Source organism: Methanofollis sp. UBA420 (assembly GCF_002498315.1).
Lineage (GTDB): Archaea > Halobacteriota > Methanomicrobia > Methanomicrobiales > Methanofollaceae > Methanofollis.
In genome coordinates this window covers 209,635-227,021 of sequence record NZ_DAGX01000002.1, presented here as the reverse complement: position 1 = coordinate 227,021, position 17,387 = coordinate 209,635, and the positions used below count along the sequence as shown (strand labels likewise).

The following is a 17,387-nucleotide window of genomic DNA, read 5'->3' as shown; positions in this document are numbered from 1 at the left end:
TCCGGATCCAGGTGGATGCTCGCGAGGTATCAATATTTTCAAATTATCCGGGACAAAAAGATGGGGAGAATATCGAATGGTTTATCCATCGTATCCTGCATTCGCGGCACTCTTCCGGTTACACGCCTGCAGTCTCTCCCCGGCTTCGCGTCACCGCTGGGAGATGCGGCCGGGCTCTGGAGAGTGGGGATCGCCGGTAGTGGGTGCCGGCCGCCGGGCATTCTCAATAGAATATATTCAATATATAATATCATTCGAAAATGATTTTTTTGCTCTCTCCTTTCCTCTGCATGAGGGTCGGCGCCTGCCCGTCGTCCCGTATCGGCAGGAGAATGGAGGGAGGAGAGTGGCATTCGGCGATCTGTTCGAACTGGCGAGAGTCATCAGTGGGCTGTTTGGTTTTTACACGCTGGAAGCCGTCGGCGAAGTCTATGTAGAGGATGGTAAATTTTCTGTCCTGGGACTTGAAGTAGGGGCTTTACTCATCGTGGTCTTTCTTTTGATGACCCTTCTTGGTCGAATCCTTCACATTAAGGGATCGGCATCCGGTGGCTGTGGACCGGGGTATATTCCGAACCATTATCAGGACCCGGAAAAGGAGGGGGAATCAGAAGAAGAGGGCGACACCTGGGACTGCGGAGATACGGTGGACTTCGGGGATTGATAGATCGACCGCGATCTCCACTCATTCCAGAGATTCGGATGCATGGGATAGACTTCCCTGGAGGGACGCCGCCATGATCCCTTCCTTCCCTGTCTGTACCCGTCTCCCCCTTTACCGGGCTTTTATCTCCTGTACCTTCCGGCTGTACCCTGCCACCGCCATCCCGCTGTACTGGATCGTGTGCCCCTTGAGCGCCTCTCTCAACTCCGCTCCAGTCGCGCCGCCCGGAAGGTCGAGAGGAGCGTCCGTCCCATAGAGGTTGAAGTAGTACTCGTGGGCTGCCCCCTCGGGCAGGCAGGGGCCGCTGTACCCGATAGCCCCGAGGTCGTTCATTCCCTGCAATGCCGAGATAGGGGATGATACCTCAATTTTCCCGGGGATCCCTTCAGGTATGACATCTGTCGCCTTGATATTCCAGATGAGCCAGTGGTCGACCTTTGCGCCGGGGTCGGTGAGAATGATCGCAAAATAGGGTGACTCTAATCGGGAAATATGAATTTCCGGTGAAATGTCCTCGCCGTCGCAGGTGTGCCTCGTTGGGAAGACATTGAACCCGATCTTTACAATAGGGTTTTCCATCCTCGATACCTCCGCGAGAGTATCGCACATAGTATATGAAAGGGGGTGCGGGTTGCACCAGATCAGATCGTGATATCCTCCACATTGCTGTTCTGGATATAGCGGTACACCCCGTCCATGTCATAGGGGTGGTTGGCGATATAGGTCCTGACCTCGATGTACCTGTTGAACTTCTGCACATAGTCGTTGTGCTGCATGATCAGGCCGGTATATTTTCGGTGGTCGCGGTCCCACTCTTCCCGCGTCTCGTAGGTGCCGTGCGTGAGACTCTCCTTGAGTTCCGCGATCTCGTCACGCCACTCCTCCATCCGGGTGTTCATATAAGGGAGGCGGTCATCGATCTTCTGGTAGATGCCGGTTATCCGGGTGACATAGTTCACCCGATCGAAACTCTTGGTCCCGTTGCCGAGGGAGACGACGTACGCCTCCGCGCTCCCGAAGGGTTCGGTGTAACGGCCGATATAGGTCGGGCCCGTGCTCTCAATATAGAAATATTTCTCGCGGTCAGGGCTCTCGAAGACCCTGAAGGAGGGGTTGCCGTTGACCGTGATGCCGATACCCGCGGCAGCATGGTGTTCGCCGGGGAAGAGGAGGAGGGCGGCGTCATAGCCCTCGTGGGCGAGCATGCCGAGGAGGAGCAGGCTCTTTTCGTCGCAGTCTCCCTTCATGTCACCGACCACCTCGACCGGATACCTGGGTTCTGACGGGGCGTCGGGGTCGTACGGGATCTGCTGCACGAAGGTGATCAGGAGTTCGAGGTACTCCTCGTCGTTCAGGCCGTCGGCCGCTTTGATGTACCGGAAAGGCCGGGCCAGATCGTCGAAGAAGACCTCCATTGCGGGGTCTTCGATATAGCGCTGGTAATAGGCCGTCATGACCGCGGGGTCGCCCCAGGACGCACTGATCGGCCATCGCCTGTCGACGTCCCGCGCCCCATCATAGACGCTCCCGTTCACCTCTATCTCGATGGTATAGGTCTTCTTCTCAAACTTTGTCGGAAAGGCCCGTGTCATCGTCTCCTGTACGGGCGCCTTGGCCAGGATGATTGCTGGCAGGGCATAGCCTTCTTCGGTCGTCGGTGTCGGGAGGGACTCTGTTGGGAGAGGCGTCTGCTCCTCCTCATCAACCGGGGCCTGAAGGTCCTGTGAAACCCCGGTGCCAGACCCGACACACCCGCTGGCGGCAACCAGAAGGAGGAGCGCGAGGGCGACAGGTCCTGCAAGAACGCCCCCCGCTTTCTTTATCGTATTCATATCGCATCAGATGACCGGAAATAGGCCATTTCAGGATCTGAAAGTTACAGTATAAAGGAGCTTTCATCTGGCCAGTCACTGGAAAAATAATTTTTTTGCGGGAAAAACGGGAAAAAGAGAATTGATAGCCTGAAATTCCGGTTCTCACACGGGCCCGGCGTTCCGTGATCACCGCCGCTCTCGCTCTGGCATGCTCCGATCCCTGCTCCGGAGGGAGGCTGAAGGGTTAGACGAAGTCGGCGGTCTTCCTTTTGACCCCCTCGACAAACTTCCGCACCGCCTCGACCCCCTCGATCATCCGCGGCGCGGCGTCCTGGACGAAGGCGACCTCATCCAGACCTGTCTCAGGACGGTTCTCCCTGTACACCTCCATCGCCCTCCTGCCATCATAGTCGACGAAGGCGACGCGGGCGGAAAAGACGTCGGATGGGAGCATGATGGCGTCCCCGCTGACCGTGGCGACATGGTGGGGATGATCGAGGAGGGCGCGGGAGAGGTCGTTTGCATATCTCACGCCCTTCCGTGCGAGGTCACCGGCAAGGGCGCTGAAATCGGCAAGAAAGTAGAAACCGCCCTGCGGGTGTGTCACCTCCACACCCTCGATCATCCCGAAGGCGCGGCTCATGTATCCCCCCATGATCCGGTGGATCTCCCGCGTCGTCTGGATGTACTCTTCGACGGCCGGGTCGCCTCCATACGCAGTGACCGCGGCGTACTGGACCGGCGTCGCCACCGAGGTGTACATCGTCGCCGCCACCCGCGTCAGGTGCTGCATGAGGGCCTCCTGGTCCCCTTCAGGGAGGACGCAGACGCCGAGGCGGTATCCGGGTGCGGAACGGTCCATGGAGAGACTGCCGGTGACGAATGTTCCTTCGGGATAGACCGCGCCCATGGAGCAGACGTCCCCGGCCGCATAGGTGGTGAGGGCGTAGACCTCGTCGGCGAGGACGAAACAGCCGTACCGCCGGCAGACGTCGGCGATCTTCGAGAGTTCCCGGCGGGAATAGAGGACTCCGGTCGGGTTGTTCGGGTTGTTGAGGACGAGCAGGTGGCGCCTGTCGGGGTTTTCTGCCAGGACCGCCTCCAGGTCGTGGGGGTTGATCCGGTATCCGTCCTTGCGGTCGAGCCCGAGTGTCGTGTAGGTCTTCCTGAGGAGTCTGAGGATGGGGGCATAGCCGACCCATGATGGGGAGGTGAGGACCACCTCGACATCGAGGACAGAGAAGAGAATATACATGATCTCCTTCGTCCCGTTGCCGACGATGACCCGTTCTGGCTCGGCATGTACCCTGAAGTGTCTCTTGTAGAACTCTGCAACGGCGTCCCTGAGTTCGGGAACCCCGACGGCGTCGGTGTAGTGCCCGGCTCCTGCCTCCCGTGTGAGGGCCGCGGAGAGTGCCGGCGGCACCGGAAAAGGCGACTGCCCGAGGGCGAAGTTGAAATATCTCACATGACAGCCGATCCTGGTGCACCTCTCCCGCTGCCGTATGATCATCTGCCCGACCCGCAGGTTCTCGGGCATCGCAATGGTCTCAAGATGCGACTCTGTCTGCATGGCATATATCTGCTGCATAACCATCCCCCCGATGGCATGCCGGGATGGGCAGGGTTGATGATAAGTGTTCGCCCTTCGCCGGCGAAAATGGGGAGAGATCAGAAACGCTTCGGATCGGTCTCCACGTCGATGACAGTCGGTACGCCGGCCGACAGTGCCTCCCGAACCGCGGGGGCGAGGTCGGCCTGCCTCTCTACCCTGAAACCGGATCCGCCGCAGGCCCGTGCATAGGCGGCGAAGTCAGGGTTGTGGAGTTCTGTTCCGAAGTTCGGGTAATGTTCCATCTTCTGCTCGACGAGGATCATGCCGAGTTCGTGGTTGTTGAGGACGACGACGACGATGGGGAGGTCGTACTTCACCGCGGTGAGGAACTCGGCCATCGCCATACCAAACCCGCCGTCGCCGGTGATGCAGACGGCGGGTCTCTCTGGATAGGCAAGTTTCGCGGCGATGGCGCCGGGCAGGCCGAAACCCATCGTCGCCAGGTACCCGGACATGACAAATGCCTGCCCTTTTTTCATCACATAGTTCCTGCCGAACCACCAGCCATTCTCCCCGACGTCGATAGAGATGACCGCGTCGTCCGGGAGGGTCTCTGAGAGCACTTTCATGATAGAGGGCGGGCGGATAGGGACAGCGGCCGGGTCGGCCTCCTTCTCCCTCTGCGCCGCCCAGGTCTGTTTCTGGCGTGCCACCTCCTCCCTGAGTGCGTCGTCCCTCCTCTCCCCGAGGCGGCCGAGGAGGTCGGGGATGACGCGGGCACAGTCGCCCCACAGGAGGACAGACGCAGAGTTCCGCCCGAGCTTGATCGGGTCGAGATCGACCTGGACCATCGGGATCTCCTCGGGGATATGGGTCTGTGCCGAGAAGCCGACGCCGAAGACGAGGAGGAGGTCGGCCGACTCTGCTTGCTGGCGTGCAAAGCCAGAGCCCACTGTGCCAAGTATGCCGAGGTGCCAGGGATGGTCTTCGGGGATGACGCCCTTCGCCCTGAACGTGGTGAGGATGGGCGCATCGATCCGTTCCGCGAGGGTGGTCACGCTCTCCGCGGCCGTGCGTGCCCCCCAGCCGGCAAGGATCACCGGCCGTTCGGCCCTCTCGATCGCGGCGACCGCCCTCTGGATCTCAGACTCAGGGGGTGCGATCCCTGTCGGCGGCGGCGGCCCCTCGCGAGGACAGTGGGCCGGGTCGAGAGTCTCTTTCTGGATATTGTTCGGGACAGAGAGCTGGGCGACTCCCCTCTTCACGATTGCATGCCGCAGGGCAGCATCGACGAGTTTCAATGCCTTTGTCCTATCGTGGACCGTGTTGTTGAAGACGGTGATCGGCCGGAAAAAGGCGTCCTGATCGATCTCCTGGAAGCCGCCCGGCCCGGTGTACTGCACCTCGACCTGACCGTTGAGGGAGATCACTGACGCATGGTCCTCCTTTGCGTCGTACAGACCGGTGGCCAGGTTCGTCGCACCAGGTCCGGCGATGGTCACGCACGCGGCGACCCGCCCTGTCAGTTTGTTGTAGGCCGACGCGGCCATTGCCGCGTTTTCCTCATGGCGCACCTGGATAAAACGGACATCCGGGTTTTTTCTCACCGCATCGATGATCCCGAGGGACGAGGTCCCCGGCACCCCGAAGACCAGGTTCACCCCCCGGCGTGCGAGTTCATCGACGATCACCTCGGCGACGGTCTGCCCGTCGCTCTTCCCTGTCGTACCTCCGGTCATATGCTCACCGCGGCCCGGCATGGGGCAGGGTATGATATAATGCTTAACCCTGGAAACGGTACCGGTCCTCCGGCACGCACACTTCGAAGCGTGCGCCTTTCCAGGGGATCCCCGTCTCCCTGATGGAGATCCCGGTGGTCATAAGAACCTCCCTGGTGATGAAGAGGCCGAGGCCTGTGTGGCTGCCGACATTTTTGTCGAATATCCGGCCCTTGATCGCATCGGCCACCCCTTTGCCGTCGTCCTCCATGGCGAGGATACCCTGGTCCATCGTCTCTTCGAATGTGACCGTGACCCTCGTCACCCCCCTGCCGTGCCTGACGGCGTTTTCAAAGAGCGTGTAAAAGACCTTCTCGAAGAGGGGGTCGGCAAAGACCTCGAGGTCGCCTGTCCTGACATCAAGGGTGATCGCATTGTTCTGCAGGACCCGTGCTGATTTCAGCATGATTTCCCTGACCGGTTGCCAGCAGGGGGACATGACGCCGAGGTTCTGGTAGTCATGGGAAACGGCGATATGGCTGCCTATCAGTTCTGCGGCCCGGCAGATCTTCTGCATGTACTCTGCCTCCGCCGATCCCGCCGGTGTGATCTCGGCGAGGATCCCGGCATATCCCTCGATCACCTCAAGCTGGTTTTTGATGTCGTGCTGGGTGATGTCCGAGAGGATGGTGATCTTTTTGTGCGCCGATATCAGAGCATCCTCTGTCTCTTTGAGCCTGCTGATGTCCCTGACGACAAGGAGGTGTCCGAAGACCTGCGAACGCTCGTCTTTCAGTGGTGAGATACGCAGTTCATAGTGCTGGAGCATGTCGCCCCGCTGTTTCACGGTCTGGATATATGCCGTCTCCTGGTTGCCGCCGTAATCCCTGATCAGTCTGGAAAAGAGGTATATCACCGAGGCAACGGGTTTCCCTGCGACGTCATCGCTCGCCTTTCCGATGAGCCGCGCCGCGGTGTGGTTGATCTCAATGATCCTGTACTCCGGGTCGAGGAGGAAGATACCGTCATTGAGGCTGTTTGCCACCCTGTCCATGAGGAGTGGGATATGTTCGAAGAGGTTGAACCTGAAGGCGCCGGCGAAGATCGCGAGTGCGGCGAGCATGATGACAAAGGGGATGACGGTGCCGTCACCTGCTGCCGTTTCGCCGATGAAAGAGATGACCGCAATCCAGGGGACGAGAGTACCCATCAGCACGAACCCGATCTGCTTCCTGAAGATGGGCGGGGCGTTCAAGAGCATCGAGACAAGGAGAAGGATGCTTGCGACGACGACAAGGTACAGGTAGCCGATAAAGATCCAGGGCCAGACATCCGTGAAGAAACTGTTTGCTGTGGCCTGCCCTGTCCAGCGCAGCCAGACGGTCACGGCAGGCACGGTGGCGATGGCGGCCGCCATGGCAGGTGTGGCAAGGTGCCCTCTCCGTGTGTACTGGAGGACAAAGATCATCCATGCGACCGGCAGGACGGCCGCACCGAGGAAGGCCACATCGATCCAGAAAACGGCCCACTCTCCTCCCAGAGGGAGGAGGGCCATCCCCCACCCCAGGGACCAGAGAAGGATGCCGGAGAGAAAGATGCAGAATGATATTGCTCCGGCACTCTGCTTTCTTTTCCAGGTTTCATGGATTAAGGAAGTCGCGATGAGGAAAGAGGCCGCCATCAAGATGACGCTCTGGATATAGAGGCTCATTGGCACCCCTCTTTAAGGAAAACAGGCGTGTAGTGCCGGATCGCACCCGCAGATCTGGCGGCCATGGATAGACTATGTTTTCATCGGGGGATATGTACATTATCTACCCGTTTCGGGCAGATTTCATAAAAAAGAAAAAAATAGGAGTGGGATATATATTTACTCCTGGGGTTCCTTCGGCTGCTTCTTGCCTCCCTTCTTTGCCATGGACTTCACCTCCTGTGAAGTGGGATAATGAATGATACTCCTGAGGGGTGTATAAAGATTGCGGGCATATTCCAGCCTGATCGGGGATCCCGGCGCAATATGGAGATTTTCCTCCCCGTATCACAGGCCGATTGCACCCCTCGCACCACGGCGGAAGAGGGGCCCTGCAAGGTGCCGGATCCCCGGTGATTTTGGGGCTCTTTTGCTGTCTGCGGCACCTCACACTCAGATTCCGGATCGATCCCGGCAACCGACCCTCGCTGATCCCCCTGCTCTTCGGGATAGCCTGTCTTAGGAGTCTGGGGGCTCCTTGAAAATCAAAGATTCACGCTCCCTGCGGTCGCACCTCCCTTTACAGGCACGTCAGAGCAGGGATTTCCACGGATCCCGGATCCGGGCAATTTCCAACCCCACTCCCTCTCCTTCACCGGCACCAGGGAGACCGGGAAGGGGGGGACATTACCTGCACTCATATCGGCGACCTGGGGGCGTTGAGTCCTGCCGGATTTCATCCTGTTTCGCACACAGGCCCAGGTATGCCAGGATCGCCGGATCTCCCTGATATGGCCCTGAATGGGAGGTGTGACCCCTCGATTGGAGGCAGATGCGGGCGTATTTGACCCGGGCGTGTCCGGCGGGACATCGCCCCCACTCTCCGTCATGCAGGCACAATAATGAATGGGATCGATGCATCCCCCTGATCCCCTGAGGAGAAGCGCCGATCAATTGCCTTCCCCACACTCTCCGCCGGGGGACTGACGCCGGAGATCAAAGGTTTTCTTGTGCTCGCTCCGTTCGCAGCCCCAGGAACTCAAAACCTTTGGTTTCTCAAACTCGCTGGCGCTCGTCCCCCGAAGCAGGATAGGACGGGGGAAGACAGGGCAGGAGGTTCTCAGGAGGGTGATTGCCAGCCCACCCCCATCCTGGTGGCAGGGTGCGAGCTTTAGCGAGCTTGAGAAAGCCTCTGGCTTTCGAGGGTCTGGGGGGATGAACGGAGTGAATCGAGAAAATCTTTGATTTTCGAGCGGCAGCCCCTGGAACAGGCACGCGAGAACAGGATTTCAACAAAACCAAAAAAATAGAAAAAAATGAAAGCGCCTTACTCTTCAGGCTCTTTCTTCGCCGGCTTTTCCGGCTTCACGTAGGTGATCTGAACGAGTTCGCGTCCCTCATGCACCGTGGCCGCCGGCGTGTAGGTGTTCTCCATTGTGAGGCAGTTCACCGGGCAGACCTCCACGCAGCAGTTGCAGACATGGCAGCGGAAACGGTCGATCTCCCAGGTCTTCGCCTGACGCTCGACGCAGATCGCGTTTGCCGGGCACTTGCGCATGCACATCCCGCAGGAGATGCATTGCGAGGGGTCGATGGTTACATGGCCCCGCGAGATCGGCGTCCTCTTGCCCGGGACGGCCGGATAACGGATGGTGGAGGGGCCGTGGATGAGCGCCTTCACCACTGTCTTCGTCATCTGAAAGTATCCCATACTCGCATCACCTCTCCGCGCAGCCGATGCAGGGGTCGATGGAGAGCACGATCACCGGCACGTCGGCGAGTTCACAGCCCTCCAGCATCTTCACCAGGGGCGGGATGTTCGTCAGGGTCGGCGTCCGCACCCTGTGGCGGGCAAGGTGGCGGGTGCCGTTGCCCTTCACATAGTGGACCACCTCGCCGCGGGGCTGTTCGGCCCGCGCGAAGTATTCGCCCTCGGGTTTCCCGGTCACCTTCACCTCGATCGGGCCGTCCGGGATCTTCTGGACCGCCTCCTTGATGATATCGATGGAGGCGAAGAGCTCCTTCGCACGCACCGCGCACCGGGAGTAACAGTCGCAGCCGTCCTCGGTGACAGGCGCGAAATGGATCCTGTCGTAGGCGGCATAGCCGAGCATCCTCGCGTCCGAGGCGACGCCGCTCCCCCTGAGGGTCGGGCCGACGGCCCCGTAGTCGTAGGCCTCCTTCGCCGGCAGGATGCCGACATTCTTCATCCTCCCCTTCACCGAACTGTCATTGAGGAAGACGTCCATCAGGTCGGAGAGTTCTCCGCGCATCCCGTCGAGGTTCCCGACCATCTCGTCGAGTTTCTCGGCGTCGATGTCGCGGCGGACGCCGCCGACCTTGCAGCTCCCCTGGATCACGCGGCCGCCCGTCGTCGCCTCGAGTTCGTCGAGGATGGACTCCCGCAGGCGCCATGCGTCCATGAAGAGGTTCTCGAAACCGAAACCGTCGGCCGCAAGGCCGAGCCAGAGGAGGTGGGAGTGGAGCCTGGAGTATTCCGACCAGATCGTCCTGAGGAAGAGGGCCCTCTCCGGCACCTCGACGTTCATGACGGCCTCCACGCCCTGGCAGTACGTCGCCCCGTGGATGAAACTGCAGATCCCGCAGATCCGCTCGGCAAGGTAGACATACTCCGGATACTCCCTCTTCTCCACCAGGGTCTCAAGGCCGCGGTGGACATAGCCGATGGACGGGATCGCCTGCTTCACCTTCTCGTCCTCGATGACGAGGTCGAGGTGGATCGGTTCGGGCAGGACCGGGTGTTGCGGGCCGAAAGGCATGACTATTTCTTTTGACATTTCTCCACCTCCCTGAATTCGATGTTGCTGAAGGGATACTGCTTTGCCGTCCGCACGAGCGTCCCCTTGAAGTCGATGTTGATGTCGGTGAACGCCACGCCGAAGAAGTCGTGGTTCTCGTTCTCGTAGATGAACGCACCCCAGTAGATCCCTGAGATGCTCGGCACCTCTGTGCCTGCCGGCACGAGGAGACGGAGGACCACCATGTGGTAGTCGATGTCGAAGCAGTAACTGAGTTCGAAGCTCTCGTCCACCTTCGTGCAACTGATCTGGACGAGGCGGTAGCCCTTCTCATGATAGGCCCGCACCGCCGGCAGGAGTCCGTCGATCGTGCACTCGGTCATCGGCTGGTCTTCAGGCATGGGTCGCCTCCTTCTGTGTCATGTTTGCTCTCTTTTCTTCCAGGATGCCGAGCGCCTTCACGATGCCGTCGATGATCGACTCAGGCCTCGCGGCGCATCCGGGCACATAGACGTCGACAGGGATCACCTGGTCGACGCCGCCCGAGACATTGTAGCACTCGGCAAAGACGCCGCCCGAACAGGCGCAGATCCCGACGGCCACGACGACCTTCGGGTTCGGCATCTGCTCGTAGATGTTCTTCACGACCTGTCTGTTGAGGTCGTTGATGCTCCCGGTGATCACGAAGACGTCGGCGTGCTTCGGGTTCCCGGTGTTGATGATCCCGAACCTCTCCACGTCGTAGAGCGGCGTGAGGCAGGCGAGCACCTCGATGTCGCAGCCGTTGCAGCTCGACGCGTCGTAATGGAGCAGCCAGGGTGATTTCTTCAGATATGCCATGTCTCACACCCCCAGATAGAAGTAATACAGGACGGCGAGGTTGATGAACCCGAGCGTCACTGCAACGCCCCACCCTTCCTTCATCGTCCACTGCCACGTCATCCTGGAGAAGGTGTTGTCGATGAAGACCTCCAGGAAGTAGGTGACGGCGATGACGGCGAGTGCCAGCAGCGGGTTGAACCCGAAGAACAGGTACACGATGCCGAGGAGGACGACGGTCTCGTACCAGTGGGCGATCTCGATCTTGGCAAGGGTCGCGCCCGAGAACTCGGTCGTAAGCCCTTTCACCAGTTCCTGGTGGGCGTGGTGCGAGGTCGAGATGTCGAAGGGCGACTTGCGGAGCTTGATCGTCAGCACGGTCAGGAACCCGATGAGGACGCCGGGCAGGTACAGGGCGGCCGGGACCTGGGATGCCGCGATCTCGTTCACATAGAAGCTCCCGGTGACTAGGTACAGGCCGACGGCCGTGAGGATGATCATCGGCTCGTAGGCCATCAGGGTGATCAGTTCCCTCTCCGCACCGACGTAGCTGTACGGAGAGTAGGCCGCATAGGCGCCGAGGACGATGAAGATGTGCGCCAGGGTGAAGGCGAAGATCACGAGCAGGAGGTCCCCTCCGGCAAAGAAGAGGGCCCCTGTCACCGCCATGAAGACGAGGTACGAGAGGATGTAGAAGTTCTGCGACGGCGTGACCGTCACATCCTCCTTCTCGAAGAGTTTTGCCACGTCGTAGAAGGGCTGGAGGAGCGGAGGCCCAACCCTGCCCTGCATGCGTGCAGTGAGTTTTCTGTCGATACCGGCGATGAGCCCGCCCGCGATCGGGGCGAGGAGCAGGTAGAGGACTGCGGTGAATATGGAGATCATAGCGCCACCCCCGCGATGACGGCGATAGCCGCCAGGATCAGGAGGATACAGAGGGGATTGCCGATTTTCAGGAGTTTTGCCTCACCGAAGTACTCGGCGAAGTAGTAGTTCCTCGTCGTCATCTCACGCTCGATGCCGAGAGACCCGAGGAACTTCATGTCCGTCGTCGTCGGCCTGCCGCCCATGTAGGCCGGCATCGTCCGTCCCTGCTTCCGATATGAGAGGTAGGAGAGGGGCAGGACGAGGAGGAGGGCGATCATCAGGACCATGATGATGACATTGTCCTGGGCGATCCGCGCCGTCTCGTTGAAGATGCCGAGGACGTAGGGCTCGACGAGGAACGAGGAGATCAGGGGGAAGAGGAGGGCCGCGAGCACGGTCATGGCCGTGAGGCTCCCGAGGACGATCCACTTGCCTGTGGACACCGTGTCTTCGACGTTCTCGCCGAAGGGCGTGACCTCGATGATCTTGCCCATCCACTTCGCCCAGAAGAAGACGGTCACGGCGCCGCCGAAGGCCAGGATCATGACGAAGATGAGGCCGAGAGGTGCGACGATGAAGGCCTCGATCGCGGCCCACTTCGAGATCAGCATGCCGAAGGGTGCGAGGAACATGCCGGCCATGCCGATGAACATCATGGCGGCGATCTTCGGGAGACGGACGATGAGGCCGTCCATGTCCTCGATGTCACGGCTGCCGACACGGTGCTCGACTGTCCCGACGCAGAGGAAGAGGAGCGACTTTGCGACCGCGTGGAAGATGATCAGGAATATCGCCGCCCAGACGAGCTGGGGTGTGCCGACGCCTGCGCAGGCCACGATCAGGCCGAGGTTGGCGATTGTAGAGTAGGCCAGAACCTTCTTCGCGTTGCTCTGGGAGATGGCGATCCCCGAAGCGACCAGGAAGGTCACGGCGCCGACAAAGGCGATCGAGAGGCCGGCAAGGCTGCCGGCGAGCACCGGGGCGAAGCGGACGATGATGTACACGCCGGCCTTGACCATGGTGCTCGAGTGGAGTAGAGCGGAGACAGGGGTCGGTGCGACCATGGCGCCGACAAGCCAGCCCGAGAAGGGCATCTGGGCGCTCTTTGTCAGCCCGGCGAAGCTGATCAGCACCGCGGGGATGATGGCGACGGCCTGGCCCGAGGCAAGGAGTGCGTTGAGTTCAAGAAGGCCGCCCGAGGGGTCGACGGATGCGAGATACAGGATTGCTCCGGCAAAGGCGATCCCGCCGAGGAGGTTCAGTTTCAGGGCGAGGAAGGCATTGTTCGTTGCCTCTTCCGTCTCCGAATACCCGATGAGAAGGAAGGACGACAGGGTCGTGATCTCCCAGAAGAAAAAGATCCACGGGATGTTGTTGGAGAAGACGAGGCCGAACATCGCGGCGAGGAAGATGAAGATCACGAAGAAGAACATCCGCCTCCGGTCACGCACCTCCGGGTGGTGGCCATGGTAGGTGTCCATGTAACTGGTGGCAAAGACCGCGATGAGGCTGCCGATGATGCCGATGATCAGGGCCATGATGATGGAGAACTGGTCGATGAAGAGGTTCATCTCAGGCTCCACTACCATGCCCCAGGTGATCTCGTAGTAGATCATCATCGCCGACTGAATGAGTACCAGCAGGACGGCGATCGGTTGTTTGAACCTGACTCCCAGGTACAGGAGCAGGAGTGCGATACCCATCTCTAGAGCGAACATCACCAGACTCGTCGGCTCGAAGGGGAAGGTGTAGTACACCGCTCCCTGTGTAAATGAGGAGACGAGAAGGTAGATGGATCCCGCCGAGATGACGAGTGCCCCCAGAGCGACGATTGCATGCCTCACCCTGTTATTATTGAGCAATAGCAGGATGGCTGCAATGATACAGGGGAATAGTATCAGGAATATCAGGTCGTACATCCCTATCCCTCACCTACCCCATGGAATTTTGTGGTTTATTAACCATGCGAAACACCGATCATATCGGAGCCTTATCCATTGAGTTTTTTCCGTCATCTCATCGGTTCCGGTCGCTTGACCCGGTAAAACAGGGGATGAAATATCCGTCTCAGGATATTCAATAATATTTTTATGGCCGTATTGACGTTGGATTGAATCGAGCTCATTGTTGCGCGCTCCAAATGACAAAAAACCTTCATGATTAATATTTATCATGGTCCAAACCGGGACGCAAACCCTGTCCTTTTAATCTATGCATCCACATGGTACATGCAATGCGTCCGTCATATCTCGGAAAGATCCAGCTACGCTGGTGCGATGCCTGCCATACGCCCGTGCTCGGGGAGCAGTGCGCCTGCGGGGAAAAAACCCACGCGGTTTCCATCACTCCGCCTGGCGATGCACGCCCGGCCTTTGCGTCTGACGTCGCACTCGTCAACAGTATCTTCATCGATTACTTCGGCGTCCCCCTCATCCCTGAGGGGCACCTCGCCGTCCTCAACAAGGTCCCCGATCCTGACAGGATGGAGGAGGTGGTCCTGGGCGGCACGGTTGTTGCGGCCATCAGGTACATGCCCGACGAGGGCGTCTGGGAGCCCCTGCCGCGGCCGGCTGCGTGCCGGTACATGAAACCGACAAAGCGGTATGTCGTCGTGGACGACGGCGCCGTGGCGTCGATCCGGGAGGGTGGGTCGAGTTTGCTTGCGCCGGGCCTGGTGGAGATCGAGGACTCGGTCCGGACGGGCGACGAGGTCTTTCTCCTCTCGCGGAGCGGCGAGTGCATCGGCGTCGGCCGCGCGCGGGTCGATGCGGCCGAGGCGCGCACGATGGAGAGGGGTGCGGTGGTGCGGACCCGGAAGATCGGGGATGCCGACGCCGTGCCCGGCGAGGCCAGCTGGGACGACGCCGTGAGGGCGAATACCCGTATCATCGATGCCTATGAAGGGGCGTCGCTCGACTTCATCAGGAGGGTGCGGGAGAGTCATGCCCATCTCCCGGCGAATGTCTCGTATTCGGGCGGCAAGGACAGCCTTGTCACTCTCATCCTCGTGCTGAAGGCGATCGGCCCGGTCCCGGCCCTCTATGCCGACACGGGCCTGGAGTTCCCCGAGACCGAGGAGAATGTCGCCACCGTCGCCGAGCGCTATGGCGTGGAGGTGGTGCGGGCCGAGACAGGCGAGGCCTTCTGGAAGAACTTCGAGGTTGAGGGACCGCCGGCGGTCAATGCCCGCTGGTGCTGCCGCGTCGCAAAACTCGAACCTGTGTCCAGGGTGATCGACGAGCGGTGGGGCGAGTCGTTGTCTTTCATCGGCCAGAGGAAGTACGAGTCTCTCAACCGGAAGAACAGCCCGAGGGTCTGGCGGAACAGGATTGTCGGGAACCAGGTTTCCGCAGCCCCGATCCAGCACTGGACGGCGATGCATGTCTGGCTCTATCTCTTCAAGGAGCACGCCCCCTACAATGTGCTCTACGAGAGGGGTCTCGACCGGATCGGCTGCTTTATGTGCCCGTCGAGCGACCGTGCACTGCTGGTGCGGATAAAGGCGGCCTACCCGGACCTCTGGCAGGGGTGGACGGAGAGGCTCGAAGCCTGGGGCGCCGCACACGGCATGCCCGCGGACTGGGCGGCAGAAGACCTGTGGCGGAAGAGGGAGTCTGGCGGCGATGAAGACGATAGTTATAATTGATTACGGGCTTGGCAACCTCCGGAGCGTCAGGAAGGGGCTGGAGAAGGCGGGTGCGTCGCCGGTGATCTCCGCGGACCCCGACCAGATCGCCTCGGCGGACGGCATCGTCCTGCCGGGCGTCGGCGCCTTCAGGGACGGCATGGAGATGCTCGGCCCGATCGAGGGGACGGTCCGCCAGGCGGCGAGGGAGGTGCCGGTCCTCGGCATCTGCCTCGGGATGCAGATGCTGATGGAGAGTTCCGACGAGGGGGGGATGCATGCCGGCCTCGGCATGGTCCCCGGCCCTGTCCGCCGCTTCCCCCGGTCGCCCGGCATGAAGATCCCTCACATGGGCTGGAACACCCTCTCGATCAAGCCCGGCGAACCCCTCTTCGAGGGCGTGCCCGACGGCTCGTACGTCTACTTCGTTCACTCGTACTATGCCGAGGCGGCGCCCGAGCACACGATGACGACGACCGACTATATCTGCCGCTTCTCCTCGTCGGTGCGGAAGGAGAATGTCTTCGGCGTCCAGTTCCACCCGGAGAAGAGCGGGGATGTGGGGCTGAGGATACTGGGGAATTTTATCGGGATGGTGTGAGAGGTTCTCGGGACCTTTCTGACCATTTCTGACCCTTTCTGTTTTTCGATCTCTCAACTTTCCTTCCCGGACCCAATCCTGAGCGGGGTGCGAGCGTAAGCGAGCATGAGAAGATCGAAGATCTTCGAGGTCCGGGGGCTGCGAACGGAGTGAGCACAAGAACACAGAAAATACAGAGCATTTTCTTGCATGGCATATCGAAGATTTGCCTGAAAGGGAAATACCATGTATTTCCCGTTTACAGGAAGATCTTCGATCTTCCGTGAATCTCTGATTTTAGAGTGACGACCGAAGGGAGTCGAGAAGACGAAGTCTTCGCTGTAGTCCCCCGGCGAGATGTTTTGATGAACTTAGAAAAGTATTCTACACATCGAGCAATGAATACGGGAAGGGACCGGGAAATGTGCGTTCTACGCGGGAATAAACGTATGCCTGCATATATCAGTATCGTACTGGGACTTATTCTTGTAGCAACGATCATTTTTACTAACACAGGCAAAGAAGTGGTTGATAGAGGGAATGAGATGATTGAAACCCGCGAGCCAATAATTGTAGAGTTTCCTTTGAGAGGAGAATGGCTAGCTCCTAACACTCCAGGGACAAAAATTCCGAGTCATGGCACAAACCAATTAGGAACAAGATATGCTTATGACTTCATACAAGTGGATTGGGAAAGAAAGGGCTGGCCCGCCTACCGCGTTAGTTTGCCGCAATATCTTCTTTTTGGGGTTCCCATAAGTGAATATTATTGTTGGGGGCAAGACGTGTACGCACCTTGCGATGGGATTGTTGTGCAAGCGGAGGATGGCTATGAAGAACGAGTACGAACGAATTTGTTTTCAGATATGTCTAACGCATATAAAAATGCTCATTATTTCGATCCGGAAAAAGACGACGTACAATCAGTTGCGGGCAACTACATCATTATAGAATGTAGCGATAATGTATATGCTGCACTGTGCCATCTTCAAACAGGGTCTATTCAGGTTTCGATTGGTCAGAGTGTAAAAAAAGGTGAAGTTATTGGTAGAGTGGGTCATTCCGGCAATTCTTTTGCTCCACATCTGCATTTTCAGCTTATGGATAGCAGCGACGTAGTTACTGCAAACGGATTGCCCTGTGGTTTTGAAAAATATGAAGTATTTCAGAATGGTGAGTGGCAAATAGTAGCAAATGGCATTCCCACTAATGAAGATAGGATAAGATTTCAAAAATCTGATATGAAAACAGAATGAGAATTGTTGTTATTAGATACTATTTTATCAGTAACTACCC

Annotated in this window: 15 protein-coding genes; 4 read left to right on the top strand and 11 right to left on the bottom strand. The window is 59.0% G+C overall.

Annotated features, from left to right (window positions below; translation table 11 throughout):
• Positions 1–76: 76 nt before the first annotated feature.
• Positions 77–664 (top strand): hypothetical protein, encoded by a 588-nt coding sequence (locus BP869_RS01150; protein ID WP_342676120.1) that lies wholly within the window; start codon positions 77–79, stop codon positions 662–664.
• A 111-nt stretch (positions 665–775) separates the two neighbouring features.
• Here the strand turns inward: BP869_RS01150 and BP869_RS01145 are convergent, their stop codons facing one another.
• From BP869_RS01145 to BP869_RS01095, 11 genes are all read right to left on the bottom strand, one after another.
• Positions 776–1,243: a YbhB/YbcL family Raf kinase inhibitor-like protein gene (locus BP869_RS01145; RefSeq protein WP_342676118.1), complete on the bottom strand. Its 468-nt coding sequence runs from the start codon at positions 1,241–1,243 to the stop codon at positions 776–778.
• A gap of 62 nt (positions 1,244–1,305) precedes the next feature.
• Positions 1,306–2,496 (bottom strand): hypothetical protein, encoded by a 1,191-nt coding sequence (locus BP869_RS01140; protein ID WP_342676116.1) that lies wholly within the window; start codon positions 2,494–2,496, stop codon positions 1,306–1,308.
• Between the two features lie 226 nt (positions 2,497–2,722).
• A complete protein-coding gene (locus tag BP869_RS01135; protein WP_342676114.1) occupies positions 2,723–4,069 on the bottom strand; it encodes a pyridoxal phosphate-dependent aminotransferase in 1,347 nt (448 codons plus the stop codon).
• 80 nt (positions 4,070–4,149) lie between these two features.
• On the bottom strand, positions 4,150–5,772 hold the full coding sequence (locus BP869_RS01130; RefSeq protein WP_342676112.1) for a thiamine pyrophosphate-binding protein: 1,623 nt from the start codon (positions 5,770–5,772) through the stop codon (positions 4,150–4,152).
• Between the two features lie 43 nt (positions 5,773–5,815).
• Positions 5,816–7,462: a histidine kinase N-terminal 7TM domain-containing protein gene (locus BP869_RS01125; RefSeq protein ID WP_342676110.1), complete on the bottom strand. Its 1,647-nt coding sequence runs from the start codon at positions 7,460–7,462 to the stop codon at positions 5,816–5,818.
• A 1,306-nt stretch (positions 7,463–8,768) separates the two neighbouring features.
• Positions 8,769–9,152, bottom strand: a complete 384-nt coding sequence (locus tag BP869_RS01120; RefSeq protein ID WP_342676108.1) for a 4Fe-4S binding protein — start codon at positions 9,150–9,152, stop codon at positions 8,769–8,771.
• Positions 9,153–9,159: 7 nt separating this feature from the next.
• Positions 9,160–10,239 (bottom strand): nickel-dependent hydrogenase large subunit, encoded by a 1,080-nt coding sequence (locus tag BP869_RS01115; protein ID WP_342676106.1) that lies wholly within the window; start codon positions 10,237–10,239, stop codon positions 9,160–9,162.
• Positions 10,224–10,601, bottom strand: coding sequence for an NADH-quinone oxidoreductase subunit C (locus tag BP869_RS01110; protein WP_342676104.1), 378 nt, complete (start codon positions 10,599–10,601; stop codon positions 10,224–10,226). Before BP869_RS01110 ends, BP869_RS01115 begins: the two co-directional genes overlap by 16 nt.
• On the bottom strand, positions 10,594–11,040 hold the full coding sequence (locus BP869_RS01105; protein ID WP_342676102.1) for an NADH-quinone oxidoreductase subunit B family protein: 447 nt from the start codon (positions 11,038–11,040) through the stop codon (positions 10,594–10,596). Before BP869_RS01105 ends, BP869_RS01110 begins: the two co-directional genes overlap by 8 nt.
• Positions 11,041–11,043: 3 nt before the next feature.
• On the bottom strand, positions 11,044–11,904 hold the full coding sequence (locus tag BP869_RS01100; protein ID WP_342676100.1) for a complex I subunit 1 family protein: 861 nt from the start codon (positions 11,902–11,904) through the stop codon (positions 11,044–11,046).
• Entirely contained in the window at positions 11,901–13,805 is a 1,905-nt protein-coding gene (locus BP869_RS01095; protein ID WP_342676098.1) for an NADH-quinone oxidoreductase subunit L, read from the bottom strand. The genes BP869_RS01100 and BP869_RS01095 overlap by 4 nt, the downstream gene beginning before the upstream one ends.
• Before the next feature lie 314 nt (positions 13,806–14,119).
• Between BP869_RS01095 and BP869_RS01090 the strand changes: the two genes are divergently transcribed.
• The 3 genes from BP869_RS01090 (at position 14,120) to BP869_RS01080 (ending at position 17,347) form a co-directional block, all read left to right on the top strand.
• Positions 14,120–15,532: a phosphoadenosine phosphosulfate reductase family protein gene (locus BP869_RS01090; protein ID WP_342677373.1), complete on the top strand. Its 1,413-nt coding sequence runs from the start codon at positions 14,120–14,122 to the stop codon at positions 15,530–15,532.
• Positions 15,510–16,112 carry an imidazole glycerol phosphate synthase subunit HisH gene (gene hisH, locus BP869_RS01085; RefSeq protein WP_342676096.1) on the top strand — a complete coding sequence of 201 codons (603 nt, stop codon included), beginning with the start codon at positions 15,510–15,512 and terminating at the stop codon, positions 16,110–16,112. The genes BP869_RS01090 and hisH overlap by 23 nt, the downstream gene beginning before the upstream one ends.
• Positions 16,113–16,456: 344 nt before the next feature.
• Positions 16,457–17,347 (top strand): M23 family metallopeptidase, encoded by an 891-nt coding sequence (locus tag BP869_RS01080; RefSeq protein ID WP_342676094.1) that lies wholly within the window; start codon positions 16,457–16,459, stop codon positions 17,345–17,347.
• Positions 17,348–17,387 lie beyond the last annotated feature (40 nt).

Bases quoted from the DNA above. Each gene is read 5' to 3' on its own strand.
- BP869_RS01110 (WP_342676104.1), bottom strand. From the start codon at position 10,601: ATGCCTGAAGACCAGCCGATGACCGAGTGCACGATCGACGGACTCCTG.
- BP869_RS01140 (WP_342676116.1), bottom strand. From the start codon at position 2,496: ATGAATACGATAAAGAAAGCGGGGGGCGTTCTTGCAGGACCTGTCGCC.
- BP869_RS01125 (WP_342676110.1), bottom strand. From the start codon at position 7,462: ATGAGCCTCTATATCCAGAGCGTCATCTTGATGGCGGCCTCTTTCCTC.
- BP869_RS01095 (WP_342676098.1), bottom strand. From the start codon at position 13,805: ATGTACGACCTGATATTCCTGATACTATTCCCCTGTATCATTGCAGCC.
- BP869_RS01150 (WP_342676120.1), top strand. From the start codon at position 77: ATGGTTTATCCATCGTATCCTGCATTCGCGGCACTCTTCCGGTTACAC.
- BP869_RS01105 (WP_342676102.1), bottom strand. From the start codon at position 11,040: ATGGCATATCTGAAGAAATCACCCTGGCTGCTCCATTACGACGCGTCG.
- BP869_RS01135 (WP_342676114.1), bottom strand. From the start codon at position 4,069: ATGCAGCAGATATATGCCATGCAGACAGAGTCGCATCTTGAGACCATT.
- BP869_RS01080 (WP_342676094.1), top strand. From the start codon at position 16,457: ATGAACTTAGAAAAGTATTCTACACATCGAGCAATGAATACGGGAAGG.
- BP869_RS01090 (WP_342677373.1), top strand. From the start codon at position 14,120: ATGCGTCCGTCATATCTCGGAAAGATCCAGCTACGCTGGTGCGATGCC.
- BP869_RS01145 (WP_342676118.1), bottom strand. From the start codon at position 1,243: ATGGAAAACCCTATTGTAAAGATCGGGTTCAATGTCTTCCCAACGAGG.
- BP869_RS01130 (WP_342676112.1), bottom strand. From the start codon at position 5,772: ATGACCGGAGGTACGACAGGGAAGAGCGACGGGCAGACCGTCGCCGAG.
- hisH (WP_342676096.1), top strand. From the start codon at position 15,510: ATGAAGACGATAGTTATAATTGATTACGGGCTTGGCAACCTCCGGAGC.
- BP869_RS01120 (WP_342676108.1), bottom strand. From the start codon at position 9,152: ATGGGATACTTTCAGATGACGAAGACAGTGGTGAAGGCGCTCATCCAC.
- BP869_RS01115 (WP_342676106.1), bottom strand. From the start codon at position 10,239: ATGTCAAAAGAAATAGTCATGCCTTTCGGCCCGCAACACCCGGTCCTG.
- BP869_RS01100 (WP_342676100.1), bottom strand. From the start codon at position 11,904: ATGATCTCCATATTCACCGCAGTCCTCTACCTGCTCCTCGCCCCGATC.